The following is a 25,217-nucleotide window of genomic DNA, read 5'->3' as shown; positions in this document are numbered from 1 at the left end:
CCGCCTGGGGGGCCGCGGCCGTCTGGCCGGCCCGGGGCCCCTGCTTCCGGCTCAGTTCTGTTCCAGTTTGATGTCGATGCCGAGGGATCGGATCTCCTTCACCAGCACGTTGAAGGATTCCGGCATACCCGCCTCCATGCGGTGGTCGCCATCGACGATGTTCTTGTACATGCGGGTGCGCCCGTTCACGTCGTCCGACTTGACGGTCAGCATCTCCTGCAGGGTATAGGAGGCGCCGTAGGCCTCCAGCGCCCATACCTCCATCTCACCGAAGCGCTGGCCACCGAACTGGGCCTTGCCGCCCAGGGGCTGCTGGGTGACCAGGCTGTAGGGCCCGGTGGAGCGGGCGTGCATCTTGTCCGCCACCAGATGGTTGAGCTTCAGCATATACATGTAGCCAACGGTGACGGGGCGTTCGAAGGCATCTCCGGTGCGCCCGTCATAGAGGGCGGTCTGCCCACTCAGGGGCAGGCCCGCGAGCTCCAGCATGGACTTGATCTCGGCCTCGGATGCCCCGTCGAACACCGGGGTGGCCATGGGCACGCCGCCGCGCAGATTGCCGGCCAGCTCCGTGACCTCGTCATCGGACAGCGCCGCAATATCCTCGAGCCTGCCCTCTCCTTCCATGGTCTGGTAGATCCGCTCCACGAAACCCCGTACCTCTTCTATCGGCTTCTGTTCGTCGAGCATGCGCCCGAGGCGCAGCCCCAGGCCCTTGGCCGCCCAGCCCAGATGGGTCTCTAGCACCTGCCCCACATTCATGCGCGAAGGCACACCCAGGGGGTTCAGCACCACGTCCACCGGCGTGCCGTCTTCCATGTAGGGCATATCCTCCACTGGTACGATGGTGGAAATCACGCCCTTGTTGCCGTGACGCCCCGCCATCTTGTCGCCGGACTGCATGCGCCGCTTGACGGCCAGATAGACCTTGACCATCTTGAGGACACCGGGGGCGAGGTCGTCACCGGTGGTGAGCTTGGCCTTCTTCTCATCGTACTGTTCATCCAGGGTCTGCTGCATCTGCTCCAGCTGGCCCTTGGCGCGCTCGAGCTGCAGATTCGCCTCCTCGCTCTTGGCGCGGATCTCGAACCACTTCTTGCGGTCGAGTTCAGCGAGATAGCTCTTGGTGATCTTGGTGCCGGCCTCGAGCCCCGCGGGGCCACCCTCCACCACCTTGCCCACCAGCAGGCGCTCGAGACGGGCGTAGGTATCGTTCTCCACGATACGGAACTGGTCCTGAAGGTCCTTCTTGATACGGGTCAGCTCCGCGTCCTCGATCTGGCGGGCGCGGGAATCCTTCTCCACCCCGTCGCGGGTGAACACCTGGATGTCGATGACGGTGCCGTTCATGCCCGAAGGCACCCTGAGCGACGTATCCTTCACATCCGAGGCCTTCTCACCGAAGATGGCCCGCAGCAGCTTCTCCTCGGGGGTGAGCTGGGTCTCGCCCTTGGGCGTCACCTTGCCCACCAGGATGTCCCCCGGGTTCACCTCGGCACCCACATAGACGATACCGGCCTCGTCGAGCTTGGCCAGGGCGGCCTCGCTGACGTTGGGGATATCGGCGGAGATCTCCTCGGGCCCGAGCTTGGTATCCCGGGACACGCACACCATCTCCTCGATATGGATGGAGGTGTAGCGATCCTCCTCGACCACCCGCTCGGAGATGAGAATGGAGTCTTCGAAGTTGTAGCCGTTCCAGGGCATGAAGGCCACCAGCATATTCTGGCCCAGGGCCAGTTCGCCCAGATCGGTGGAGGGCCCATCGGCCAGGATGTCCCCCCGGGAGATCACATCCCCGGGCTTCACCAGGGGCTTCTGGTTGATGCAGGTGTTCTGGTTGGAGCGGGAATACTTGGTGAGGTTGTAGATATCCACACCGGCCTCCCCCGCCTCCGCCTCGTCGTCATTGACCCGCACCACGATGCGTGCCGCATCCACCGTATGCACCATGCCGCCCCGACGCGCCACCGCGGTCACGCCGGAGTCCTTGGCGACGTTGCGCTCCATGCCGGTGCCCACCAAGGGCTTCTCCGCCAGCAGGGTGGGTACCGCCTGACGTTGCATATTGGAGCCCATGAGGGCACGGTTGGCATCGTCGTGCTCGAGGAAGGGGACGAGAGAGGCCGCCACGGAGACGATCTGGCGCGGCGACACGTCCATGTACTCCACCCGCTCCGGTGCAAACAGACCGAACTCGTTCTGGAAGCGGCATGACACCAGGCTGTCCGTCAATGCGCCGCCATCGCCCAATGCGGCGTTGGCCTGGGCGATGATATAGCGACCCTCCTCGATGGCCGACAGGTATTCCACGTCGTCCGTCACCTTGGAGTCCACCACCTTGCGGTAGGGGGTTTCCAGGAAGCCGTAGCGGTTGGTGCGGGCATAGCAGGCCAGGGAGTTGATGAGCCCGATGTTCGGGCCCTCCGGGGTCTCGATGGGGCAGACCCGGCCGTAGTGAGTGGGGTGGACGTCCCGCACCTCGAACCCCGCCCGCTCGCGGGTCAGGCCGCCCGGACCCAGGGCCGAGATACGGCGCTTGTGGGTAACCTCGGACAGGGGATTGTTCTGGTCCATGAACTGGGACAACTGGGAGGAGCCGAAGAACTCCTTGATGACCGCCGACACGGGCTTGGCGTTGATCAGCTCCTGGGGCATGAGTTCCTCGGCCTCGGCCAGAGACAGACGCTCCTTCACCGCGCGCTCCACCCGCACCAGGCCGACGCGGAACTGGTTCTCCGCCATCTCGCCCACGCTGCGCACGCGACGGTTGCCCAGGTGGTCGATGTCGTCCACCGTGCCCTTGCCGTTCTTGATGTCGATGAGCACCTTGAGGACATCGATGACGTCCTCGTTGGCCAGGGTCCCCGGGCCCTCGGGCTCGTCCCGCCCGATGCGGCGGTTGAACTTCATCCGCCCCACCTCGGACAGGTCATAGCGGTCCGAACTGAAGAACAGGTTGTTGAACAGGCCCTGGGCCGCCTCCTTGGTGGGCGGCTCTCCGGGGCGCATCATGCGGTAGATCTCCACCTGCGCCTCCAGGGGGGTGGTGGAGTTGTCGATGCGCAGGGTATCGGAGATGTACGGCCCGTTATCGTAATCATTGGTATACAGAGTGTCGAAGGAACGCGCCCCGAGGGTACGCAACGTCTCTATGGACTCTTCCGTCAGCTCGTCGTTGGCCTTGATGACCACCTCACCGGTATCCTTGTCCACCACGTCCTTGGCAATCATCTTGCCGACGAGGAAGTCCATGGGCACCTCGAGCTTCTCGAGCCCCGCCTTCTCCATGGCCTTGATGTGACGGGCCGTGATACGCCGCCCGCCTTCGACTATGACGTTACCTTCACCGTCCTTGATATCGAAATTCAGGGTGTCGCCACGCAGACGTTCCGGCACCAGCTTCAACCGCACCAGCTTCTTCGTGAGTTCGAAACTGTTGGTCTCGAAGAACATATCGAGGATCTGTTCGTTGTCGTAGCCGAGGGCCCGCAGCAGGATGGTGGCGGGCAACTTGCGGCGGCGGTCGATACGCACGAACACGCAGTCCTTCGGGTCGAATTCGAAGTCCAGCCAGGAGCCGCGATAGGGGATCACCCGCGCCGAGAACAGCAATTTGCCGGAGGAGTGGGTCTTGCCGCGATCATGCTCGAAGAAGACACCGGGGGAGCGGTGCATCTGGGAGACGATGACCCGCTCGGTACCGTTGATGACGAAGGTCCCGTTATCCGTCATCAGGGGTATCTCACCCATGTAGACTTCCTGTTCCTTGACGTCCTTGACCGGCTTGTTCTCGCCCTTGGATTCCTTGTCGTAGATCACCAGGCGCAACTTCACCCGCAGGGAAGAGGCGTAGGTCACCCCCCTCACCTGACACTCCTTGACGTCGAACACCGGCTTGCCCAGACGATAACTGACGTATTCGAGGGCCGCGTTACCCGAATAGCTGACGATGGGGAATACGGAACTGAAAGCCGCCTCCAGCCCGTGTCCATCGTGACCTCCCGTCTCCGTCCCGGTTTGCAGGAAACCGCGATAGGAATCGATCTGGGTGGCCAGCAGGAATGGTACGTCGAGAACGCTGGGACGCTTTCCAAAATCCTTGCGGATACGTTTTTTCTCGGTGAACGAATAGCCCATCAGGGAGTTCCTCGGATAGTCGGGTCAGCGGTCTGTCTTGAAACATGCACGCCACGGTCCGACAGACAGGTTGCGGCGCCGGATGCCCGGAAACGGAAAAAGGCCGGGGACCGGTGGCCCCCAGCCGATGCTGCCGTATAGCTTTTGATGTGTTGCAATGAAGCTATTTTACTTCGACGGTCGCTCCCGCCTCCTCGAGCTGCTTCTTGACATCTTCGGCGTCTTCCTTGGACACGCCTTCCTTGACCGTCGCCGGCACCGCTTCAACCATGTCCTTGGCCTCCTTGAGGCCCAGACCGGTGATGGCACGCACGGCCTTGATGACGGAGACCTTATTGGCGCCGAAGCTGCTCATCACCACGTCGAACTCCGTTTGTTCCTCGGCAGCCGCACCGCCACCCTCGGCGGGGGCCGCCGCCATGGCCATGGGGGCGGCGGCGGAGACACCGAACTTCTCTTCCATTGCCTCTACGAGGTCCACCACTTCCATGACTGTCATGTTGGAGATGGTCTCGAGGATCTCTTCTTTGCTAACTGCCATTTCGTCTTGCTCCTGAATCTGAAAGTTGTATAACCGTTGTCGGCCGGAGGGCTATGCCGCGGATTTCTTCTGGTCCCGGACTGCTGCGATGGTCCGCACCAGCTTGGCGTTGGGTTCTGCCAGGGTACGCACGAACTTGTCGATGGGGGCCTTCATGACCGACATGAGCATGCTGATGGCCTGCTCCTTGTTGGGCATCTTGGCCAGGCGATCGAGGTCCCCGGGCTCCAGCAGCTTGCCGCCGATGGAGATAAGCCTGACGTCGAGCTTATCGTTACCCTTCCTGAACTCTTTCACCACCCGGGCCGCCGCCCCAGGATCTTCCTGGGAGAAGGCGAGCACCAGGTGTCCCACCAGTCCATCACGCATGCACTCGAAGTCCGTGCCTTCCAGGGCCCGGCGCGCGAGGGTGTTGCGCACCACCCGGAGATAGACGCCGTTGTCACGCGCCGCCGATCTCAGGTTGGTCATGTCGAACACCGACAGGCCGGAATATTCCGCTGCAACCGCCGAGAGTGCGTTGCTGGCCACCTCGTTGACTTCCGCGACAACAACCTTTTTTTGCTCGAAATTTAGCACCCTGATTACCTCGTTTGGGTGGCGGGGCAGACCCGCTCGTTGTCGTCATATATGAGAGCGTAAACCCTCATCCCTACGGCGGCCTGATTCAGGAACAAATCCTGTCCAAGGACGGCGCCGTCTGCGCAGGCTCGGCCTTGGCGGCCTCATTAAACGCCTTGCTCCCTGGCGTGCCTGCGGTCTTTGACGACCGCCGGGCTTACGCCCGACAGTCCAAAGTATCATTCATTAAAGCGTGAGGCTTGCCTTGTCCACGGCTACACCGGGACCCATGGTGCTCGAAACCGTCACCCGCTTGACATAGATGCCCTTGGACGTGGACGGCTTGGCCTTGTTGAGATCCGCCAGCAGGGCATCAAGGTTTTCCTTGAGGGCCGCGGGCTCGAAGCTGATATTGCCGATGGTGCAGTGGATGATCCCCGACTTATCCGTGCGATAGCGCACCTGACCGGCCTTGGCGTTCCTCACCGCTCCTGCCACATCCGGCGTCACCGTCCCCACCTTGGGGTTGGGCATCAGGCCGCGCGGACCGAGGATGGGACCGAGGGCGCCCACCACGCGCATGGCATCGGGCGAGGCGATCACCACATCGAAATCCATCTGGCCGCCCTTCACCGCCTCCGCGAGATCCTCGAACCCGACCACATCGGCGCCCGCCTCTGTGGCCGCCTCGGCATTCGCGCCCTGGGCGAATACCGCCACCCGAACCTCCTTGCCGGTGCCGCGGGGCAATACCGTGGCACCACGCACCACCTGGTCGGACTTGCGCGGGTCCACCCCCAGATTGACGGCCACGTCCACGGACTCTCTGAACTTGGCGGTGGACAGCTCCTTGAGCAGGGCCAGGGCCTCTTCAACCGGATACAGACGGGAGCCGTCCACCTTCTCCCGGAACATCTTCTTGCGTTTGGTCAGGGTGGCCATGGTCTAGTCCTCCACCTTCAGGCCCATGCTGCGGGCGGTGCCGGCAATGGTCTGTACCGCGCTCTCGAGATCGGCGGCGTTGAGATCAGGCATCTTGGTGTTGGCGATCTCCTCGAGCTGGGCACGATTCACCGAACCCACCTTGGCGGTATTCGGGGTGCTGCTGCCCTTCTCCACCCCTGCGGCCTTCTTCAACAGCACGGCGGCGGGGGGCGTCTTGGTGATGAAGGTGAAACTGCGGTCATTGAAAACCGTGATCACCACCGGCGTCGGCAGGCCCTGCTCCAAATCCTGTGTCTGGGCGTTGAATGCCTTGCAGAACTCCATGATGTTGACGCCATGCTGGCCCAGAGCGGGCCCCACGGGAGGACTGGGATTCGCCTTTCCTGCTGCCACCTGCAGCTTGATGTAGGCCGTTATCTTCTTTGCCATGTCTACCTCTTTGCGGGTGCAGGCGCCGGTTAGGCTCCCCGCATTGTGTTAGTGAATGGTGAATGGTGAATGGTGAATAGTGGGGCGGTACTTCTTACCATTCACTATTCACTTTTCACCCGCCTCTATTCCTTCTCCACCTGTCCGAACTCCAGCTCCACCGGGGTCGAACGGCCGAAGATCAGCACCGACACCTTGAGCCTGTTCTTGTCGTAGTTGACCTCTTCCACGACACCGCTGAAATCGTTGAAGGGACCGTCGATGACGCGCACCATCTCGCCCGGCTCGAACAGCACCTTGGGACGGGGCTTGTCCGTCCCTTCCTGAACGCGCTGCAGGATGGCATCGGCCTCCTTGTCGCTGATGGGCGCAGGCCGGTCGCTGGTACCGCCGATGAACCCCATCACCTTCGGCGTGTTCTTCACCAGGTGCCAGGATTCGTCGGTAAGGTCCATCTGCACCAGCACATAGCCGGGAAAAAACTTGCGATCACTGCGCCGCTTGCGCCCTTCCTTCATCTCCACCACTTCCTCGGTGGGCACCAGGACGTCGCCGAACTGCTCATCCAGCCCGGAGCGGCTTATACGCTCCTTGAGCATGCGGGACACCTGATTCTCGAAGCCCGAGTAGGCATGGACAACGTACCATTTTAGGGACATCTCAGGCTCCCCCGATGATGGCGCGGATGGCCCATGCCAGGAACATATCCAGCAACCACAGAAAAATGGCCACGACCGTCACCATCAACATGATGATGCCCGTGGTGTGGACCGTTTCCTTGCGCGTCGGCCAAACCACCTTGCGTACCTCGGTGCGGGCCTCCAGCACGAATTCCCAAGCCATGTGGCCCTTGCGTGTTTGGACGATGACGGCCAGGGCGGCGGCGGTGGCCGCCAACATACCCACCACCCTCAGCAGCAGCGAATGGTCCCCAAAGTAGTAGAAGGCCCAGATGGCCCCGCCCACCAGCGCGAACGCAAGCGCCCATTTGACAGGGTCCAACCGCTCCGATGTGTCTGCGTTCGCTGCCATCACTCAATGGTTGCCTTGTTCGTGAACCGAAGTCAGGCGGTCCCGGCTGGTGCCGGCCCGCCCGCTAAAAGTATCCACCGGGAATCTGTCGAGGATTTTCCGTTGAAAATGGCAGGCCAGGAGGGAATCGAACCCCCAACCTGCGGTTTTGGAGACCGCCGCTCTGCCAATTGAGCTACTGGCCTAATGACTTAGCTATCTGACATACGTTCCTGCCGGCCCATTACGCCGTCGCGAGCCGAAAATGGCCTCCAGCGCGACGCCGCTGCGCGTCTGGCGATCGCGACTATTCGAGGATCTTGGCGACGACGCCGGCGCCCACGGTACGGCCGCCCTCGCGAACCGCGAAACGCAGGCCATCTTCCATCGCAATCGGCGCAATCAGCGACACCGTCATCTTCACGTTGTCACCCGGCATCACCATCTCCACGCCCTCCGGCAGGTCCACCGAGCCCGTCACGTCCGTCGTCCGGAAGTAGAACTGCGGCCGGTAACCCCCGAAAAACGGCGTGTGGCGACCTCCCTCGTCCTTCGACAGCACGTAAACCTCCGCCTCGAACTTCGTGTGCGGCGTGATCGACCCCGGCTTCGCCAGCACCTGGCCACGCTCGACGTCGTCGCGCTTCGTACCACGAAGCAGCACACCCACGTTGTCTCCCGCCACGCCCTCGTCCAGCAGCTTGCGGAACATCTCGACACCCGTGCACGTCGTCTTCTTCGTGTCCTTGATGCCGACGATCTCCAACTCCTCGCCGACCTTCACCACGCCGCGCTCGACGCGGCCCGTCACCACCGTACCGCGGCCCGAGATCGAGAACACGTCCTCGATGGGCATCAGGAACGCCCCGTCCACCGCGCGCTCCGGCTCCGGGATGTAGTCATCCAGCGCCTGCACCAGCTTGTCGATGGACGGCGTGCCGATCTCCGACGTGTCACCTTCAAGCGCCTTGAGCGCCGAACCCGTCACGATGGGCGTGTCGTCACCGGGGAAATCGTACTTGTCCAGCAGCTCCCGAACCTCCATCTCCACCAGCTCCAGGAGTTCCGCGTCGTCCACCATGTCCGCCTTGTTCAGGTACACCACGATGAACGGCACACCCACCTGGCGCGACAGCAGAATGTGCTCCCGCGTCTGCGGCATCGGGCCGTCCGCCGCGCTCACCACCAGGATCGCCCCGTCCATCTGCGCCGCACCCGTGATCATGTTCTTCACGTAGTCCGCGTGTCCCGGGCAGTCCACATGGGCGTAGTGGCGCGCCTCCGACTCGTACTCCACGTGCGCCGTCGCGATGGTGATGCCCCGCTCCCGCTCTTCGGGCGCGTTGTCGATCTGGTCGTAGGCCCGCTGTTCGCCACCGAACTTGCCCGCCTGCACTACCGTGATCGCCGCCGTCAGCGTCGTCTTGCCGTGGTCCACGTGACCAATGGTCCCCACGTTGACGTGCGGCTTCTTTCTTTGGAACTTTTCCTTGGACATGGAATGCGACTCCCCAGCCAGTAGTTTCAGATTGTCAGATGCACACTAGAACGAAAAGTGGAGCCCATAATCGGATTTGAACCGATGACCTCTTCCTTACCAAGGAAGTGCTCTACCGACTGAGCTATATGGGCGAAAAACCTTGCCGACCCGGTCCTGTATGCCGGAATCGTCGCAACCTAGTGGAGCGGGTGATGGGAATCGAACCCACACCATCAGCTTGGAAGGCTGAGGTTCTACCATTGAACTACACCCGCAAGCCTGGACCCGCCGCAGTTGCCTCACACATCCTGGCCGTTCGAAATCGCTCCCGGCGATTTCGTCGAACCTCCTTCTCGGTTCTCATCCTCCCCCTCGCAACGCCGGAGCAGGGTTCATAGCCTGGTGGAGGGGGGAGGATTCGAACCTCCGAAGGCTGAGCCGTCAGATTTACAGTCTGATCCCTTTGACCGCTCGGGAACCCCTCCAAAACGTAAGCGGGGAATTGTCCATGGCGGCCGCTCCAGTGTCAAGGCCGATTATCGGGATGGTTCCGTTTCCCCGAGCCAGTCGCGAGGGCGCAGGAAGTCGCGGTAGAGTCGCTCTTCCGGGGTGCCTTTCCCCGGGCGCCAGTCGTAGCGCCAGCTCACCAGGGGAGGGAGGGACATGAGGATGGATTCGGTGCGGCCACCGGACTGCAGTCCGAACAGGGTGCCGCGGTCGTAGACCAGGTTGAATTCGACGTAACGGCCGCGTCGATAGAGCTGAAACTGGCGTTCGCGCTCACCGTAGGGCTCGTCCTTGTGGCGGGCGACGATGGGACGGTAGGCGGGAATGAAGTGATCCCCGACACTGCGCAGAAAGGAGAAGCAGGTGGGAAAGTCCGGCGCGTTGAGGTCATCGAAGAACAGGCCGCCGATACCCCGCGGCTCGTCGCGGTGCTTGAGATAGAAATATTCATCACACCAGCGCTTGTAGCGGCCGTAGGCGCCATCCCCCATGGGCTCGCAGGCGGCGCGTGCCGTGCGATGCCAGTGCCGGGCATCTTCCTCGTAACCGTAGTAAGGGGTCAGGTCGAAGCCGCCGCCGAACCACCATACCGGCGCGGCACCGGGGCTCTCGGCCACGAAGAATCTGACGTTGGCGTGGGAGGTAGGCACCCGCGGGTTGGCGGGATGCACCACCAGGGACACCCCCATGGCCTGGAAGGATCGCCCCGCCAGTTCGGGCCGGTGCGCCGTCGCCGAGGGGGGCAGGGAATCGCCATGGACGTGGGAGAAATTGATGCCGGCCTTCTCCAGTACCGCGCCACCCTCCATGACGCGGGAGCGACCGCCGCCGCCCTCGTCCCGGCGCCAGGCGTCCTCGCGGAATGCGCCCGAGCCATCCTCTTGTTCCAGGGCCTGGCAGATGGCGTCCTGGAGCCCCAGGAGATAATCCCTGACCTGATCGATATCCGGTTCGGTGTTCACGTTCATGTCCTGAGATAGCCCCCGGTGGCGGCGTCCCGGATGGGGCTGGGCCGTTGCTCGCCGCCGAGGCGACCATGGACGATGAGGTCCAGGCCGCTGGGGAAATAGCGTCGCACCGCCAATGCCGAACGGGCCGGCCGCGCCCCGTGGGGGTTGGCACTGGTGGACACCAGAGGGGCGCCGAAGGCCAGGCACAGCTCGCGGACCACGGGATGGGCGCTGATGCGGACCGCCACCGTGGCGCGCCCCCCCGTGATGAGGTCCGGCACGGTGACACGCGCCCGCAGGATCCAGGTGACGAAGCCGGGCCAGCTCTCCTTCACCCGCTCGCCCTGCTCGCCACCGGGCCATTCCACCAGAGGGGCCACCTGCCCCACTTCCGCGGCCACCAGGATGATACCCTGGGCAGCCCGGCGTCCTTTGAGATCGATGAGGCGCCTCACCGCCGCCCGGTTCCAGGGGTCACAACCCAGCCCCCAGACCGCCTCCGTAGGATAGGCGATGAGGCCGCCCCCGGACAGCACCCGGCGGGCACGGCTCAGGCGCCAGGGGCAGGACACTAACCCGCTTTGCGGGCGCGCTTCTTGCGGCTGGCCTTCTTCTCGGGGGCCGCCGCCAGCAGAGCCTTGCATTGCTCTAGGTCCAGGTCCTCCGGCTCCTTGTCCTTGGGGATGCGGGCGTTCTTCTTGCCATCGGACACATAGGGCCCATAGCGCCCGCGCAAGACCTTGATGCCGTCCTCGGAGAACACCTTGATCTCGCGGTTGGCATCCTGCTCGCGCTTCTCGGCTATGAGTTCCAGGGCCCGCTCCAGGGTCACCGTGTAGGGGTCATCTTCCTTCTTCAGCGACACGAACTTCGAGCCGTAGCGCACGTAGGGGCCGAAGCGCCCGACGTTGGCGCTCACTTCCTCGCCCTCCGCGGTCTCGCCGAGCTGGCGGGGCAGCTGGAACAGCGTCAGGGCCTCCTCCAGGGTGATGGCGTCCAACCGCTGGCCCGGCCGCAGGCCGGCGAAGCGGGGCTTCTCCTCGTCCTCCGGATCGCCTATCTGGACGAAGGGCCCGAAGCGCCCCATGCGCACCACCACGGGCTTGCCGGTCTCGGGATCCTTGCCGATCTCCCGGGCCTTGGCGACGTCACGCCGGGTCAGGGCCGCGTCCTTCTCATCCACCTGGGTCTTGAAAGGGCTCCAGAACGACTCCATCAGCGGTATCCATTCCTTCTCGCCCCGGGACACGGCGTCGAGATCGTCCTCCAGGCGCGCCGTGAACTCGTAGTCCACGTACTTGCCGAAGTGGTCGGTGAGGAAATCGTTGACGATGCGCCCCACGTCCGTGGGCCGGAAGCGGCGGCTCTCCAGTTCCACGTACTCCCGCTGCTCCAGAGTCTGGATGATGCTGGCGTAGGTGGAGGGGCGGCCGATGCCATACTCCTCCAGGGTCTTCACCAGGGAGGCCTCGGTATAACGGGGCGGCGGTTCCGTAAAATGCTGCTCGGTGCGGATCTCCGTCAGACCCACGGCCTGTCCCTCTTCCAGGGGCGGCAGGCGCTTGCCGTCCTCGTCCTCCTTGGCGTCGTCACGGCCCTCCTGGTAGACCTTGATGAAGCCCGGATTGACGATCGTGGAGCCAGTGGCCCGGAAGGTGCTGCCGTCGCCGGCGTCGAGATCCACGCCCACGGTATCGATGGTGGCGTGGATCATCTGACACGCCACCGTGCGCTTCCAGATCAGATCGTAGAGGCGATGCTGGTCCTTGCTCAGATGGGCCTTGATGTCGTCCGGATGGCGCGCCGCCGAGGTCGGGCGCACGGCCTCGTGGGCCTCCTGGGCATTCTTCGACTTGGTCTTGAACACCCGCGGTGATTTGGGAATGTCGTCCTTGCCGTAGCGCTCGCTGATGTAGGCCCTGAGCTCGTTCACCGCCTCCGCGGCCAGGATCACCGAATCGGTGCGCATGTAGGTGATGAGACCCACCGCGCCACTCCCGGTGTCGATGCCCTCGTAGAGTTGCTGGGCCACCCGCATGGTGCGCTGGGCCGAAAAACCGAGCTTGCGCACCGCCTCCTGCTGCAGAGTAGAAGTGGTAAAGGGCGGGGCGGGGTTGCGACGGCGCTGCTTGCGCTCGATGCGCGCCACCTTGAGGGCGCCCTGGGCCGAGGCGGTCAGCCGCTCCTTGACCTCGGCCGCCAGCTCGCCGTTGTCGATGCTGAACTGACCGAGCTTCTCGCCATCGAGATGGGTGAGCTTGGCCGAGAACGGCTCCTTGGCGCTCTCGAGGTCCGCCTCCACGGTCCAGTACTCGCGGGTGACGAAGGCCTCGATCTCCTTCTCGCGCTCCACGATGAGACGCAGGGCCGGGCTCTGCACCCGGCCGGCCGACAGGCCGCGCTTGATCTTCTTCCACAGCAGGGGCGAGAGATTGAAGCCCACCAGGTAGTCCAGGGCGCGCCGCGCCTGCTGGGCGTTGACCATGTCCATGGAGAGGGTGCGGGGGTTATCCACGGCCTCGCGGATGGCCGTCTTGGTGATCTCGTGAAACACCACGCGATGCACCGGTTTGTCATCCAGCACCTTGCGTTCCTTCAGCAGCTCGTAGAGATGCCAGGAGATGGCCTCCCCCTCGCGATCGGGGTCTGTGGCGAGGAACAGCGCGTCCGCCTTCTTCATGGCCTTGGCGATGGCATCGACATATTTCTTGTTTTTGTCGAGCACCGTATAACGCATGTTGAAGCCGTCCTCGGTGTCTACCGCGCCCTCCTTGGGCACCAGGTCACGAACATGGCCATAGGAGGCCACCACCTCGAAATCGGGGCCCAGGTACTTCTTGATGGTCCGCGCCTTGGCCGGGGATTCGACGACGACAAGATGACTCATGGATTCGACACCATCTGGAACTTCTGCTGAGTTGGGTTGGATGGGCGCCGGATGCAGCGAGAGAACACACGCCCTTTCAACGACCATGCCGTGAGGCGAAAGGCCGATGTAGCTTTTTATGTCAAGGGTTTACCATCGCCGCCGACGAGGGATTCAATGCAGTTGCCCGGAATCGTCCGCGAATACCAGGTTCTCCAGCCAGGCCTTGTCCTGGTCCTCGTCCACCGGGTGGTTGAACAACACCATCTGCACCACCCACTTGACCTGATCGAGGTCCACGTCGTCGCTGTCCAACCCCATCACCTGGTCGATCACCAGTTCGCGGCGGGTAGCGTCCAGCAGGGCCACCTGCTCCAGGAACAGCAGGAAACCGCGCGCCTCCGCATCCAGCCGCTCCTCCTCGCGCCGAGTGTAGTGGCGCAGCGCCGTGGGGCCGGTATCCACCATCGGCGCCGCCCCGTCCTCGCCCGGGGCGAGGCCCTCCAGCCAGGACAGGGCCTTGTCCACGGTGCGCTCGGTGAAGCCCTCGCTCACCAGGTCGTTCTTGAGATGTTCCTGGTTGGCACCGAGCACCACTTCGTCCTCGAAATAATTCTCGAAGAGATACATCAACACGTCCAGGACGGTTTCCTTCATGGAGTGCCTTCGTTTGATATTCGCATGTAGAGGCCGCCGGCCACCGGCCCGATGTGCCCTTCGAGTTCCAGGAGCAACAGCATGGAGGAAAGGACATTGGCCGTCAATCCAGTCCGCTGCACCAGCTGATCGACACTCACGGGGTCGTATCCCATGGCCTCGAGCAGGGCGACATAGTCCTCTGCCAGACTCTCGGGAGCGCTTGGCGGCGACGCGGGGGCGAACCCCCGGGCGGGTAGGGCCACATCCAACAGGGGCGGCAGTTCCTCCAGGATATGCGCCGCCGTCTCCACCAGCTTCGCGCCCTGGCGGATGAGCTCGTGACAACCGCGGGCCATGGGGTTCTGAATGGAGCCCGGGATGGCGAACACCTCCCGGCCCTGCTCGGCCGCCAGGCGGGCGGTGATGAGGGAGCCGCTGCGAGCGGCGGCCTCCACCACCAGGGTACCCACCGCCAGCCCGCTGATGATGCGATTGCGGCGCGGGAAATGGCCGGCCCGGGGGGAGGTGCCCAGGGGAAACTCCGACACCACGACGCCGGTGTCCGCGATACGGCGCGCCAGTTCCCGGTTTTCGGCGGGGTAGACCCGATCGACACCGGTACCCAGCACCGCCACCGTGTAGCCGGATGCGGCCAGGGCACCGCGGTGGGCCGCGGTATCGATGCCGCGGGCGAGGCCGCTGGTTATCACCAGGCCGTTGCGGGCCAGGTAGCGGGAGAACGCCGTCGCCGTCTCCCGCCCGCCGGGGGTGGGATTGCGCGAGCCCACCACGGCCATCTGGACCTGGCACAACACTTCCGGGTCGCCCAGATAATAGAGTAGCGGTGGAGGGTCTGCGATGGACCGCAGCAACTGCGGATAGGCGTCGTCGCAGAGGGCCAGGATGCCGCGGCCCGGGCCCGCCCGCAGCCAGGCGAGGTCCGCCTCGACAAGCCGCTCCAGAGGTTCCGCAGCCAGTGGCACCAGTTGGCGCCGCTGGACCTCGGCCAGGGCAGTCGCGGCCGACGGGAATGCCGCCAGCGACTCCGCCAGGGGGCCGGTATCGTAGCCATACAACCGGGACAGGCGGACCCTGCTCTCCAGCTCCTCCATGGAGCCTCTTTACCCGGCCGTCAGGGGTTGGTTACCCGGTCATAGAGATGCATGGCGCGGCCGGCCTCCATGACCAGGGCATAGCTGACCCGCTCAAAGGTGCGGAACACCATCACCAACCCGGCACGTTCGTCGGGCAGAGCCACCAGGGGGGCCTGCTCCTTGCGGATACTGCCTACGGCGTCGCTGATACGATTGAAGAATTCACCCATGTCCGCGGCCACACCGCCATTCGATTCCTCGTAGCTCGCCGTGCGCCGATCGGGCTGCTCGACGAACCGGTCCTCCACCAGGGGGCCCTTCTGCCACACCGCCAGCACGTGGCCGCTCTCGATGCCCTGGTTCTCGCCTACATTGAGTACCACCACCTGATTCGGGCCGATCTGGGTCACGCCGTCGAATACCGAGATGATGCTGCCCCGCACCTCGCCATCGGGTGCATGGGGAACGAAGGGCTCCGTGAAATGGTCCTCGGCCAGGGGCAACAGGCGGTCACCGGCCAGCAGTTCCCGATTGCTCCGCAATACCCGGGCGGTGGCCGGGTCGCCGTCCCGCACCACCTCCACGTCCGCCACATGCAGGGCCTCGTGCCCCAGGTACTCGCCCCCGCCGGGGCCGTCGGCGTCGGTATAGGCGCGCCCGCGGCGGTACACGGCGAAACGGGTATCGCCCTCCCCCACCCCCCTGACGTAGATGTTGCTATGGGGACTCCCGATGAGGTGCTCCTTGCCCACTGAGACCACGTAGGGTGCCGCCGCCAGAGTCTCGTCCGTCACCACCGTGGAGGCGTTGAGGAACGCGCCGATGGCGTCCAGGGGAATGGCCGGTATGCCGGTCTCCCGGGGTTCGCTCCTGACCTCCGGGCCCAGCCGCACGACCGGCCGCCCGCCGCCCCCGCGCCGTACCGTGAGCATGGGCCTGCCGTCACGGTATACCAGGCTGACGACGTCACCGGGATATATAAGGTGTGGATTGTCTATCTGGGGGTTGCGCTCCCAGAGTTCGGGCCATTGCCAGGGCTGTTGCAGGAATCGACCGGAGATGTCCCACAGGGTATCGCCCTTCCTGACCACGTACTGGTCGGGGTGGTCGGCCGCCAGCGTGGCCGGTTGGGCGACCACGGCGCCACCGAGGGCCCATGTCATGATTAGGATTGATAAATGCTTCATGCCCATCGCAGTCACCTGTGGTATCAACTCACGCCCGCCCCTGACAGCGCCCGGGGATCAATATGCATAAAGTTAGCACAATTATGTAGTTAGAACAGTATTTTTATAAAGAACATTACGAAAGACCCGCGGCGCTCGCAAATACCTGTCGTCTAAACAGAAACTTACACGCTTTCAGGGTTGCCTTTCCGGGGCGCATCCCCCACATTAACGAGAAAGTCGCGAAGCACCATCTCCCCCTCTCCCTCTGGGAGAGGGATGGGGTGAGGGAACGAACATGGCGATACGCGCTCCTCTTTCATCATCTCGGGCGGCGCGTATCGCCATGAGAGTTAACACAAAATCCATCTTTCCATACCGGCGGTGTTGCCGGGCTACCGCGCCGCCACACCCCTCGCACTTCAACCTCCAGTAATCATGGCCAGACTAGAAATCCTGCAATTCCCCGATCCCCGCCTGCGTCACGAGGCCCGTCCGGTGGAGCGTGTGGACGACGGTGTGAGGCGCCTGGTAGACGACATGTTCGACACCATGTACGACGCCCCGGGCATCGGCCTGGCGGCCCCCCAGGTCAACGTCTCCCTGCGGGTCATCACCATCGACATCTCCGAGCACAAGGATGCGCCCCTGTGTCTCATCAACCCCACCATCCTGGAGCGCCGCGGCGAAGAGGTGATGGAGGAGGGCTGCCTGTCGGTACCCGACTTCTTCGAAGAGGTGCGGCGGGCGGAATGGATCCGCTTCTCCGCCCTCGATCGTGACGGCAGAACCATCGAACAGGAGGCCGAGGGCCTGCTGGCGGTGTGCGTGCAACACGAACTGGACCACCTGGACGGCAAGCTGTTCGTGGATTATCTATCGTCTCTGAAGCGCCAGCGTATCCGCAAGAAGCTGGAGAAGGCCCAGCGCCAGGGCCGCGGCCCCCACGCCGGTTCCCGCGCCCATACCGCCCTCTAGTGACGCGCCGCACACCCGCCGGCACCGCGCCAGCGCGGCGTCCTGACCGTGCCACGAACGGCGTAGCAGCGGCCACGGCCGGCGCCACCGGCACGTGAGGATCCTGTTCGCCGGCACCCCCGAGTTCGCCGCCCAACATCTGCGGGCGCTGCTGGACTCCCCTCACCGGCTGGTGGGGGTCCTGACCCAGCCCGACCGCCCCGCCGGACGTGGCCGGCGGCTCGCGGCCGGGCCGGTGAGACGGCTGGCCGAGGCCCACGGTCTTCCATTGCTGCAGCCGCCCTCCCTGAGGTCCGAGGACACCCTCGCCCCCCTGCGCGCCTGGGCCCCGGATGTCATGGTGGTGGTGGCCTACGGCCTGCTGCTACCCCAGGTGGTGCTGGACATCCCGGCGCGGGGATGTCTCAACGTGCACGCCTCCCTGCTGCCGCGGTGGCGCGGCGCGGCCCCCATCCAACGCGCCATCCTGGCGGGGGACCGCGAGACCGGCGTCTCCGTCATGCACATGGAGGCCGGCCTCGACAGCGGGCCGGTCTATCTGCAGTCCCCATGCCCCATCCACGCCACGGACACCGCCGGTGACCTCCATGATCGGCTGGCGCGCCTCGGGCCCGGGGCCCTGCTGGTGGTGCTCGGACACCTCGAGGCCGGCACCGCCCGGACCACGGCGCAGGACGACTCGCGGGCCACCTACGCCGCCAAGCTCCACAAGTCCGAGGCACGCCTGGATTGGCAGCAATCGGCCGCGGCCATCGACCGCGCGGTGCGCGCCTTCAATCCGTGGCCGGTGGCCCACTGTTATCTGGGCGACACCCTGCTGCGCATCTGGGACTGCATGCCCCTGGCGGTGGCGGCCGGTGCCCCGCCTGGTACCATCAGCAATGCCGGCCCCGAGGGTCTCACCGTGGCCACGGGCGACGACGACATCCTCATCACCCGCCTCCAACTCGCCGGCGGCCGGCCCATGGCGGTGGCGGATTACCTCCATGCCCACGCCGATCCCACCGGAGCGCGCCTCAAAGACGCGCCCGTCTAGGGGCCGGGCCCATGCCCCGCCCCCCCTCGGCCGATCTCGAGGCCCGCGCCGTCGCGGTGGAGGTGCTGCTGGCCGTGCTGCGCGGCCGCGAAAACCTCAATAACGCCCTCGATACCCGGCTCGGCGCGCTGGCCGACGGGCGTGATCGCGGGCTGGCGCGCGAACTCAGCTATGGCGTCCTGCGCTGGCTGCCCCGGCTGCGCCATTTCCTCGCCCGCCTGCTGGACCAGCCCTTGCGGGCCAGGGATACGGACATCGAGTGCATCCTGGTCCTCGGCATCTATCAGATGGCCTACACCCGCGTGCCACCCTACGCCGCCGTGGATTCGGCCGTGGCCCTGGCCGTGAAACGACGCAAGCCCTGGGCGAAGGGTCTCATCAACGCGGTGTTGAGGCGTTATCAACGGGAACGGGAGGCCCTGGAGGCGGAGACGGCATCGGACGGCCCCGCCGGTCATGCCCATCCGGCGTGGCTGGCCGCGGCCCTGCAACAAGCCTGGCCCGACCACTGGCCCGCCGTGCTGGCGGCCAACAACGCCCGGGCCCCCATGACCCTGCGGGTGAACACGCGCCGCCACAGCAGGGCGGATTACCTCGCGCGGCTGCAGGCCGCGGGGATCGCCGCCGTCCCGGGCCGCCACTCGCCCCACGCCGTGATCCTGGGTGCAGCCATGGATGTCCACGCCGTGCCCGGCTTCGATGCCGGGGACGTATCGGTCCAGGACGAGGCGGCCCAGCTGGCCGCCCCGTTGCTGGCGCCGCAGCCCGGCGAGCGAATATTGGATGCCTGCGCGGCCCCCGGTGGCAAGACCGCCCACCTGCTGGAAGCCTGCCCCGGACTCGACGAGTTGGTGGCCGTCGAACAGGACGCCTCCCGCACGACCCTGTTGCGGGACACCCTGGACCGCCTCGGGCTCGCGTGCACCGTGCATACGGCCGACGCCGCGGCGTCGGACACCTGGTGGGACGGCCGACCCTTTCAGCGCATCCTGCTGGACGCGCCCTGTTCGGCCACTGGGGTCATCCGCCGCCACCCGGATATAAAAATCCGGCGCGACGCGGACCAGTTGGACGCCTTCGCGGCCACCCAGGCCCGTCTCCTGGAGGCACTGTGGCCCACGTTGGCCGCGGGCGGGACGCTGTTGTACGCTACCTGCTCCACCCTGCCACCCGAGAATGGGACGATCATGGATGCCTTCCTCGCCACACACCGCGATGCCCGGGCCGATCCCCTGCCTGAGGATTGGGGGCACCCCCATGGCCCCGGGCGCCAGATCCTGCCGGGCGACGGGGATATGGACGGGTTCTATTACGCGAGGCTGCGCAAGCTCTGAACCATGTTGAAGTCGTGGCGCAACCTCATGCTGGTGGTCGGGCTGCTGTTCCACGTCACCGCCGCGGCCAATACCGAATTCCATGTCCGCGACGCCCGCACCTACCTGGACCAGGGGGTCTACTGGCTGGACGCCCGCATCGACTACCGCTTCAGCGACCACGCCCTCGAGGCCCTTGACAACGGCGTGGCCCTCACCGTGGTATTGGAGATCGAGGTGGAACGGCTGCGCACGTATCTGTGGAACGAGACCGTGGCGGACATCGCCCAACACTACGAGCTCACCCTTCACCCCTTGAGCGGCCGCTACGTGGTGGATAACCTCAATACCGGCATCAGCAGGACCTTCGGCACCCTCGACGAGGCCACTTTCTTCCTCGGCAGACTGCGGCGCTTTCCCCTGCTGGATGCCAAGCTCGCGCCGCCGGGTGACGACTACGAGGTCGTCATGGAGGCACGGCTAGACATCGAATCCCTGCCCGCGCCGCTGCGCCCCCTGGCCTACCTGAGCTCCCAGTGGCGCCTGGCCAGTGACGTATTCCGATGCCCCCTGGAAGAGTGAAACGGCTGCTGGGCGGTTTCACGCCCATCGCCGCGCTGTCACTGCTGCTGCTCATCTCGCTCAAGCTCATGAGCGATGCCACGGCAAACTCCACCCGCTTCGACGAGCTCTACTCCCTGCTGCTGCTGATCAACGCCGCCGGGCTCCTGATCCTCGCGGTGCTCATCGTCCTCAACGTGTCCCGCCTGGTGCATCAGCTGCGCACCCGGGCCCCGGGGGCCCGCCTCGCCGGGCGCATGGTGCTGGTGTTCTCCACCCTCGCCGTGACCCCGGTGCTGGTGGTGTTCTACTTCTCGGTGCAGTTCCTCAACGAGGGCATCGACAACTGGTTCGACGTGGAGATCGAGGACGCCCTCAACGATGCCCTGAAACTCAGTCGCACGGCCATCGACAACCGCATGGCCGAGCTCCTGCGCAACACCGAACAACTGGCCGCCGAACTCGCCGGCGTCACCGAGGGCAGCCTGGCCATGCACCTCGACGACATGCGCGAGCGGGCCAATGCCTCCGAGTACACGTTGTTCTCACCGAGCCGCGGCATCATCGCCTCCAGCAGTGCTTTCTCCACCAATATCATCCCCCACGCCCGACGAGGCCATAGTGCTGCAGGTCCAGCAGAGCGGCCGCTACATCGGCCTCGACCCGGTGCGCGACGGCAACCTCGAGATGCGCGTGGTGGTGAAGCTGCCGTCCGACATGCCGGGGCGCGACACCCTGATGTTGCAGGCCCTGCATCCGGTGGCCGAACGCATGAACAAACTCGCCCTCAACGTGCAGACCGCCTACGGCCAGTACAAGCGACTCACGTTCCTGCGCGAGCCCCTGAAACGCAGCTTCACCCTGACCCTCGGCCTGGTACTCCTCCTCAGCCTGCTAACGGCGGTCTGGGCGGCCTTCTACTCCGCCGGCCGCCTGACCCGCCCCATACGCGACCTCGCGGAGGGCACCCGGGCGGTGGCCGCAGGCGACTCTGAGACCCAGTTACCGCCGGCCGGCAGTCACGAACTGGGTCACCTGGTAAACTCCTTCAACGACATGACCCGGCGTCTCAAGCAGGCGCGGGACGAGGCCTTCCGCAGCCGCCAGGAAGTGGAGGAGCAGCGCACCTACCTGGAGGCGGTGTTGAGTAACATGTCCTCCGGCGTCATCACCGTGGACGGCGAAGCCCGGGTGGTCACCGGCAACCGGGCGGCCGGGGCCATTCTCAACGTGGACATGGCCCGCCACATGGGCGGGAGCCTGCGGGAGATCGGCCAGGTCCACGGCTACCTCGCGCCCCTCATGGAGGCCTTCGAACGCTACCTCGCCAATGGCGACGACGACTGGCGGGAGGAGTTCGGCCTCATGGGCCCGGAGGGTCGCCAGGTGCTCATGTGCAGCGGCACGCCGCTGGCGGGTGCGGGCGAGCACGTCATCGTGTTCGACGACATCACCGCCCTGGTGAACGCCCAGCGGGATGCCGCCTGGAGTGAGGTGGCGCGCCGCCTCGCCCACGAGATCAAGAACCCCCTCACCCCCATCCGCCTGTCCGCCGAGCGGGTGCAGCACAAGTTTTCCCGCCATCTCGAAGGCCGGGACAAGGAGACCCTCGGCCGTCTCACCCACACCATCATCCAGCAGGTGGAGGCCATGAAGGAGATGGTGGATGCCTTCTCCAACTACGCCCGCCCGCCCCGCACCACGCCCGAGCAGGTGGATGTCAACGCATTGCTTGGCGAAGTGCTGGACCTTTATCGTTACAATATGCCGAAGGGGGCCCTGGAGGTGGATCTGCAAAGCCCCCTGCCGCGCCTCGAAGCGGACCCCGGACGGTTGCGCCAGCTGTTCCATAACCTGATCAAGAACGCTCTGGAGGCGGAACGCGGCGATGCCCCCATCGAGGTTCGCGTCGCCACGGCCAGCGCCGAGAGCAAGGGCGCCGCGACCATCCAGATCACCATCAGGGACAATGGCGGGGGCTTCGATCCGGACATGCTGGACACGGCCTTCGAGCCCTATGTCACCTCGAAGAACAAGGGGAGCGGCCTCGGTCTGGCCATCGCCAAGAAAATCGTCGAAGAGCATGGCGGCTCCATCTGGGCCCATAATCCGCCCGCGGGCGGCGCCTGCATCGAGATGCGCTTCCCGGTGGGCGATGCCCTGCACCGGCACGGAGCCGCGGCTCAAGCCCACACCGCATCACAAGACAGCCTCGAGAGAGAGACATCATGAGTGCCGCATACATCCTGGTGGTGGACGACGAACCCGATATCCGCCAACTGGTTCAGGAGATCCTCGAGGATGAAGGCTACGAGGTGGGCACCGCCGAGAACGCCGAAGCCGCCCGTCGCGCCCGCCGGGCCCGGCGTCCGGACCTCACCCTGCTGGACATCTGGATGCCCGACACCGACGGCATCACGCTGCTCAAGGAATGGGCCGAGGGTGATGGCCTGGAGACCCCGGTGATCATGATGTCCGGTCACGGCACGGTGGAAACGGCGGTGGAGGCCACGCGGCTGGGGGCCTACGACTTCATCGAAAAGCCCCTGTCCATGGCCAAGCTGCTGGTGACCGCCGAGCGCGGCCTCGAGGCCTCACGCCTGCGTCACGAGAACGTGGGCCTCAAGCGCCAGTCCCAGCCCCTGGCGGAGCCGGTGGGGCGCAGCGCGGTGGTGGCGGCCCTCAAGGAGCAACTCGGGCGCATCGCGGAGCACGACACCGCCGTGCTCCTCAGCGGCGAGTCCGGCAGCGGCAAAGAGGTGTTCGCCCGCTATCTCCATGAGCACAGCAACCGCGCCCGCGGCCCCTTCATCAGCGTCGGCGTGACCTTCTCCGGCGGCGTCGACCCGGTGGTGGAACTCTTCGGCAGCGAGGAGGGCGACAACGTCCACTACGGCCACATCGAACAGGCCAACGGCGGCACCCTGTTCCTCAACGACATCGCCGACATGGACTCGGCGGTGCAGGCGCGTCTGCTGTCGGCCATCGAGCAGAAGAACCTGTTGCGCTCCGGCGGCAAGGAACTGGTGGATGCGGATGTGCGCATCGTCGCCGCCACCAGCCATGACCTCGCCGCGGCGGTGGAGGCCGGCACCTTCCGGGACGACCTGTTCTACCAGCTCAACGTGCTGCCCCTCTATGTACCCGGACTGCGGGAGCATCCCGAGGATGTCCCCGACCTCATCGACTACTACGTCGACTACTTCGTGCGCCGGGACAACCTGCGCTACCGTCATTTCAGCGTGGGCGCCCAGAACTACCTGCGCAACTACCCCTGGCCCGGCAACGTGCGCGAACTCATCAACCTGGTGCAGCGCCTGCTCATCCTCGGCAGCAGTACCGAGGTGTCGGTGGAGGAGGTGGAACGGGCCCTGGGCAGCAGCCCCGCCAGCCGGCCACCGAGAATGCCGTCTACGATCTGCCCCTGCGGGAGGCCCGGGAACACTTCGAACGCGCCTATCTGGAGCATCAGCTGGAGGCGGCCGGCGGCAACGTGAGCCGCGCCTCTAAGCGCGTGGGCATGGAGCGCACCCACCTCTATCGCAAGCTCAAGGCTCTGGGTATCAACCCGCGCCGGAACTGATGGCGTGAGTCCCGCGTCATGAAGGTCATCATCCTCGGCGCCGGCCAGGTGGGGTCATCGGTGGCGGAGAACCTCGCCAGCGAGGCCAACGATATCACCATGGTGGATACCGACGGCAACAAGCTCATGGCCCTCCAGGACCACCTGGACATCCGCACCGTGCAGGGGGTGGCCTCCCATCCCGAGGTACTGGCCCGCGCCGGCGCCGAGGATGCCGACATGGTACTGGCCGTCACCAACAGCGACGAGACCAACATGATCGCCTGCCAGGTGGCCTACACCCTGTTCCACACCCCCACCAAGATCGCCCGGGTGCGGGAGCGCGACTACCTGCGCCACAACCAGCTGTTCGACCAGGGCGCCCTGCCCATCGACGTGCTCATCAGCCCCGAGCAGATCGTCACCCACTACATCCAGCATCTCATCGAGACCCCGGGGGCGCTGCAGGTGCTGGATTTCGCCGACGGCCGGGTCCGTCTGGTGGCCGTCAAGGCCTATTATGGCGGGCCCCTGGTGGGCCACGAGCTGCGCGCCCTGCGGGACCACATGCCGGGCATCGACGCCCGGGTGGCGGCCATCTTCCGCCGCGGGCGCGCCATCATCCCCGAGGGCAATACCGTCATCGAGGCCGATGACGAGGTGTTCTTCGTGGCGGCGCGGGAGAACATCCGCAAGGTCATGGGCGAACTGCGCCAGCTCGACAAGCCGGTGAAGCGGGTGCTGCTGGCGGGCGGCGGCAACATCGGCCAGCACCTCGCCCGCGGGCTGGAGAACCGTTTCCAGGTGAAGGTGATAGAGCACTCCCGGGCCCGCGCCGAGGCCCTGTCCGAGGTGCTCCATCGTGCCATCGTGCTGGTCGGCGACGCCGCCGACAAGGACCTGCTCCAGGAGGAGGACGTGGACACCATGGACGTGTTCTGTGCCGTCACCGACGACGACCAGGTGAATATCCTCTCGGCCATGCTGGCCAAGCGCATGGGGGCCCGCAAGGTGATGGCCCTCATCAACCGCGCCTCCTACGTGGACCTGGTGCAGAGCGGCATCATCGACATCGCCATCTCCCCCCAGCAGGCCACCATCGGCAGCCTGCTGGCCCACGTGCGCCGGGGCGACGTGGTGGTGGTGCACAGTCTCCGCCGCGGCGCCGCCGAGGCCATCGAGGCCATCGCCCACGGCGACCCCACCACGTCGAAGGTGGTGGGGCACCGGGTGGAGGAGATCAAGCTGCCCCCCGGCACCACCATCGGCGCCGTCGTGCGCGGCGATGAGGTGATCATCGCCCACCACGACACGGTCATCGCCACCGACGACCACGTCATCCTGTTCCTGGTGGACAAGAAGCGGGTGCCCGACGTGGAGCGCCTGTTCCAGGTCAGCTTCGGCTTCCTCTGACGCGAGACCGGCCGCGCGCACCCAA

At 65.3% G+C, this 25,217-nt stretch carries 21 protein-coding genes, 4 tRNA genes and 1 pseudogene; 8 read left to right on the top strand and 18 right to left on the bottom strand.

The features are described 5' to 3' along the window. Positions 1-51: 51 nt before the first annotated feature. The 18 genes from rpoB to U5S82_10685 all read right to left on the bottom strand — a co-directional run bounded on the left by rpoB (position 52) and on the right by U5S82_10685 (position 16,326). Positions 52-4,140, bottom strand: a complete 4,089-nt coding sequence (gene rpoB, locus U5S82_10770; protein MDZ7752122.1) for a DNA-directed RNA polymerase subunit beta — start codon at positions 4,138-4,140, stop codon at positions 52-54. Positions 4,141-4,303: 163 nt separating this feature from the next. After that, positions 4,304-4,681 (bottom strand): 50S ribosomal protein L7/L12, encoded by a 378-nt coding sequence (gene rplL, locus U5S82_10765; protein ID MDZ7752121.1) that lies wholly within the window; start codon positions 4,679-4,681, stop codon positions 4,304-4,306. Between the two features lie 51 nt (positions 4,682-4,732). Beyond that, positions 4,733-5,260: a 50S ribosomal protein L10 gene (gene rplJ / locus U5S82_10760; GenBank protein ID MDZ7752120.1), complete on the bottom strand. Its 528-nt coding sequence runs from the start codon at positions 5,258-5,260 to the stop codon at positions 4,733-4,735. Positions 5,261-5,488: 228 nt separating this feature from the next. Beyond that, positions 5,489-6,184, bottom strand: coding sequence for a 50S ribosomal protein L1 (gene rplA / locus U5S82_10755; GenBank protein ID MDZ7752119.1), 696 nt, complete (start codon positions 6,182-6,184; stop codon positions 5,489-5,491). A 3-nt stretch (positions 6,185-6,187) separates the two neighbouring features. Then, positions 6,188-6,616: a 50S ribosomal protein L11 gene (gene rplK / locus U5S82_10750; protein ID MDZ7752118.1), complete on the bottom strand. Its 429-nt coding sequence runs from the start codon at positions 6,614-6,616 to the stop codon at positions 6,188-6,190. A 125-nt stretch (positions 6,617-6,741) separates the two neighbouring features. Continuing rightward, complete coding sequence (gene nusG / locus U5S82_10745) at positions 6,742-7,275, bottom strand: transcription termination/antitermination protein NusG (GenBank protein ID MDZ7752117.1); 534 nt, start codon at positions 7,273-7,275, stop codon at positions 6,742-6,744. Position 7,276: 1 nt separating this feature from the next. After that, on the bottom strand, positions 7,277-7,648 hold the full coding sequence (gene secE / locus U5S82_10740; GenBank protein ID MDZ7752116.1) for a preprotein translocase subunit SecE: 372 nt from the start codon (positions 7,646-7,648) through the stop codon (positions 7,277-7,279). Positions 7,649-7,757: 109 nt separating this feature from the next. Beyond that, a tRNA-Trp gene (locus U5S82_10735) sits at positions 7,758-7,833 on the bottom strand. A 101-nt stretch (positions 7,834-7,934) separates the two neighbouring features. After that, positions 7,935-9,125 (bottom strand): elongation factor Tu, encoded by a 1,191-nt coding sequence (tuf, locus tag U5S82_10730; GenBank protein ID MDZ7752115.1) that lies wholly within the window; start codon positions 9,123-9,125, stop codon positions 7,935-7,937. 58 nt (positions 9,126-9,183) lie between these two features. After that, positions 9,184-9,259, bottom strand: a tRNA-Thr gene (locus tag U5S82_10725). Between the two features lie 49 nt (positions 9,260-9,308). Continuing rightward, a tRNA-Gly gene (locus tag U5S82_10720) sits at positions 9,309-9,382 on the bottom strand. Between the two features lie 125 nt (positions 9,383-9,507). After that, positions 9,508-9,592, bottom strand: a tRNA-Tyr gene (locus U5S82_10715). 51 nt (positions 9,593-9,643) lie between these two features. Further along, positions 9,644-10,582, bottom strand: a complete 939-nt coding sequence (gene hemF, locus U5S82_10710) for an oxygen-dependent coproporphyrinogen oxidase (protein ID MDZ7752114.1) — start codon at positions 10,580-10,582, stop codon at positions 9,644-9,646. Beyond that, complete coding sequence (locus U5S82_10705; GenBank protein MDZ7752113.1) at positions 10,579-11,136, bottom strand: L-threonylcarbamoyladenylate synthase; 558 nt, start codon at positions 11,134-11,136, stop codon at positions 10,579-10,581. Before U5S82_10705 ends, hemF begins: the two co-directional genes overlap by 4 nt. Further along, entirely contained in the window at positions 11,136-13,451 is a 2,316-nt protein-coding gene (locus U5S82_10700; protein ID MDZ7752112.1) for a DNA topoisomerase I, read from the bottom strand. Before U5S82_10700 ends, U5S82_10705 begins: the two co-directional genes overlap by 1 nt. Before the next feature lie 153 nt (positions 13,452-13,604). Then, complete coding sequence (locus tag U5S82_10695; GenBank protein ID MDZ7752111.1) at positions 13,605-14,087, bottom strand: DUF494 domain-containing protein; 483 nt, start codon at positions 14,085-14,087, stop codon at positions 13,605-13,607. Further along, a complete protein-coding gene (dprA, locus tag U5S82_10690) occupies positions 14,084-15,181 on the bottom strand; it encodes a DNA-processing protein DprA (GenBank protein MDZ7752110.1) in 1,098 nt (365 codons plus the stop codon). Before dprA ends, U5S82_10695 begins: the two co-directional genes overlap by 4 nt. Positions 15,182-15,201: 20 nt before the next feature. Next, the gene (locus U5S82_10685) at positions 15,202-16,326 is read right to left on the bottom strand and encodes a LysM domain-containing protein (GenBank protein MDZ7752109.1); all 1,125 of its coding nucleotides are present in this window, start codon (positions 16,324-16,326) and stop codon (positions 15,202-15,204) included. Between the two features lie 441 nt (positions 16,327-16,767). Between U5S82_10685 and def the strand changes: the two genes are divergently transcribed. The 8 genes and pseudogenes from def to trkA all read left to right on the top strand — a co-directional run bounded on the left by def (position 16,768) and on the right by trkA (position 25,192). Beyond that, positions 16,768-17,307, top strand: a complete 540-nt coding sequence (gene def / locus U5S82_10680; GenBank protein MDZ7752108.1) for a peptide deformylase — start codon at positions 16,768-16,770, stop codon at positions 17,305-17,307. Between the two features lie 94 nt (positions 17,308-17,401). Beyond that, complete coding sequence (fmt, locus tag U5S82_10675; GenBank protein ID MDZ7752107.1) at positions 17,402-18,343, top strand: methionyl-tRNA formyltransferase; 942 nt, start codon at positions 17,402-17,404, stop codon at positions 18,341-18,343. 11 nt (positions 18,344-18,354) lie between these two features. Continuing rightward, complete coding sequence (gene rsmB, locus U5S82_10670; protein MDZ7752106.1) at positions 18,355-19,677, top strand: 16S rRNA (cytosine(967)-C(5))-methyltransferase RsmB; 1,323 nt, start codon at positions 18,355-18,357, stop codon at positions 19,675-19,677. Positions 19,678-19,680: 3 nt separating this feature from the next. Next, positions 19,681-20,238 carry a DUF4390 domain-containing protein gene (locus tag U5S82_10665; protein MDZ7752105.1) on the top strand — a complete coding sequence of 186 codons (558 nt, stop codon included), beginning with the start codon at positions 19,681-19,683 and terminating at the stop codon, positions 20,236-20,238. Then, complete coding sequence (locus U5S82_10660) at positions 20,220-21,212, top strand: hypothetical protein (protein ID MDZ7752104.1); 993 nt, start codon at positions 20,220-20,222, stop codon at positions 21,210-21,212. Before U5S82_10665 ends, U5S82_10660 begins: the two co-directional genes overlap by 19 nt. Beyond that, a complete protein-coding gene (locus U5S82_10655; protein ID MDZ7752103.1) occupies positions 21,193-22,449 on the top strand; it encodes an ATP-binding protein in 1,257 nt (418 codons plus the stop codon). Before U5S82_10660 ends, U5S82_10655 begins: the two co-directional genes overlap by 20 nt. Beyond that, a pseudogene (locus tag U5S82_10650) lies at positions 22,446-23,800 on the top strand (sigma-54 dependent transcriptional regulator). Before U5S82_10655 ends, U5S82_10650 begins: the two are co-directional and overlap by 4 nt. Before the next feature lie 18 nt (positions 23,801-23,818). After that, positions 23,819-25,192: a Trk system potassium transporter TrkA gene (gene trkA / locus U5S82_10645; GenBank protein ID MDZ7752102.1), complete on the top strand. Its 1,374-nt coding sequence runs from the start codon at positions 23,819-23,821 to the stop codon at positions 25,190-25,192. The last annotated feature ends 25 nt before the right edge of the window (positions 25,193-25,217 follow it).

This window comes from Gammaproteobacteria bacterium, from assembly GCA_034522055.1.
In the GTDB taxonomy this organism is placed as follows: Bacteria; Pseudomonadota; Gammaproteobacteria; order JAABTG01; family JAABTG01; genus JAABTG01.
Note: the sequence above shows the minus strand (reverse complement) of the source record. Positions and strands in the feature narration are given on the sequence as shown.

Coding starts and splice junctions, on each gene's coding strand:
- hemF (MDZ7752114.1), bottom strand. CDS start 10,582: ATGAACGTGAACACCGAACCGGATATCGATCAGGTCAGGGATTATCTC.
- nusG (MDZ7752117.1), bottom strand. CDS start 7,275: ATGTCCCTAAAATGGTACGTTGTCCATGCCTACTCGGGCTTCGAGAAT.
- U5S82_10700 (MDZ7752112.1), bottom strand. CDS start 13,451: ATGAGTCATCTTGTCGTCGTCGAATCCCCGGCCAAGGCGCGGACCATC.
- U5S82_10660 (MDZ7752104.1), top strand. CDS start 20,220: ATGCCCCCTGGAAGAGTGAAACGGCTGCTGGGCGGTTTCACGCCCATC.
- rsmB (MDZ7752106.1), top strand. CDS start 18,355: ATGCCCCGCCCCCCCTCGGCCGATCTCGAGGCCCGCGCCGTCGCGGTG.
- rplK (MDZ7752118.1), bottom strand. CDS start 6,616: ATGGCAAAGAAGATAACGGCCTACATCAAGCTGCAGGTGGCAGCAGGA.
- U5S82_10695 (MDZ7752111.1), bottom strand. CDS start 14,087: ATGAAGGAAACCGTCCTGGACGTGTTGATGTATCTCTTCGAGAATTAT.
- U5S82_10665 (MDZ7752105.1), top strand. CDS start 19,681: ATGTTGAAGTCGTGGCGCAACCTCATGCTGGTGGTCGGGCTGCTGTTC.
- trkA (MDZ7752102.1), top strand. CDS start 23,819: ATGAAGGTCATCATCCTCGGCGCCGGCCAGGTGGGGTCATCGGTGGCG.
- secE (MDZ7752116.1), bottom strand. CDS start 7,648: ATGGCAGCGAACGCAGACACATCGGAGCGGTTGGACCCTGTCAAATGG.
- tuf (MDZ7752115.1), bottom strand. CDS start 9,125: ATGTCCAAGGAAAAGTTCCAAAGAAAGAAGCCGCACGTCAACGTGGGG.
- rplA (MDZ7752119.1), bottom strand. CDS start 6,184: ATGGCCACCCTGACCAAACGCAAGAAGATGTTCCGGGAGAAGGTGGAC.
- rplL (MDZ7752121.1), bottom strand. CDS start 4,681: ATGGCAGTTAGCAAAGAAGAGATCCTCGAGACCATCTCCAACATGACA.
- rpoB (MDZ7752122.1), bottom strand. CDS start 4,140: ATGGGCTATTCGTTCACCGAGAAAAAACGTATCCGCAAGGATTTTGGA.
- U5S82_10685 (MDZ7752109.1), bottom strand. CDS start 16,326: ATGACATGGGCCCTCGGTGGCGCCGTGGTCGCCCAACCGGCCACGCTG.
- def (MDZ7752108.1), top strand. CDS start 16,768: ATGGCCAGACTAGAAATCCTGCAATTCCCCGATCCCCGCCTGCGTCAC.
- dprA (MDZ7752110.1), bottom strand. CDS start 15,181: ATGGAGGAGCTGGAGAGCAGGGTCCGCCTGTCCCGGTTGTATGGCTAC.